Below are 462 nucleotides of genomic sequence, written 5' to 3' on the forward strand. Positions count from 1 at the left end.
GGAATCTCATTGCCGGTGAAGCCGGCCGGATCGAAAAGATCGAAGGCAAATCCGTTACCTTCAAACCCGATGGCAGCAGTCAGAGCAAGACCTTCGAGGCCAGCACCGGCGAGCCGGGTGACAGGGGCGTCAAGGGCTACAAAATCGAAGGCCCGATGACGGTCATCGGCTCCGCCTATGAACTTACGCGACATGATGACGGCAAACGTGTTGACCAAATCTATCTCTTGAACGACGCTGCCCATGGCATCAACGCCAATAGCGCTTTGCTGAGCAAGGCCGACGAGCGGACGCAGCTTTTCACTTCGCTCAAGGACACCGCCGACAGGGACATCTTGGCCAGGCAACTGGGAAAGCCGGGCAGCGAGCTCTACCAGGACAAATTCCCAGCCTTGCCGGACTACACAGCCGCCATCGATCGGATTGCAAAACGCCAGGAAGTTGTCGCGGCACGTGGCGAGG

At 58.4% G+C, this 462-nt stretch carries 1 protein-coding gene; it reads left to right on the forward strand.

What is annotated here, in order from left to right; translation table 11 throughout:
- The coding region (locus tag M0412_RS26430; protein ID WP_371338351.1) for a hypothetical protein at nt 1-462 on the forward strand (462 nt) is incomplete at both ends.

Origin of the sequence: Agrobacterium sp. O3.4, from assembly GCF_041414895.1 — a bacterium.
In the GTDB taxonomy this organism is placed as follows: domain Bacteria; phylum Pseudomonadota; class Alphaproteobacteria; order Rhizobiales; family Rhizobiaceae; genus Agrobacterium; species Agrobacterium cucumeris.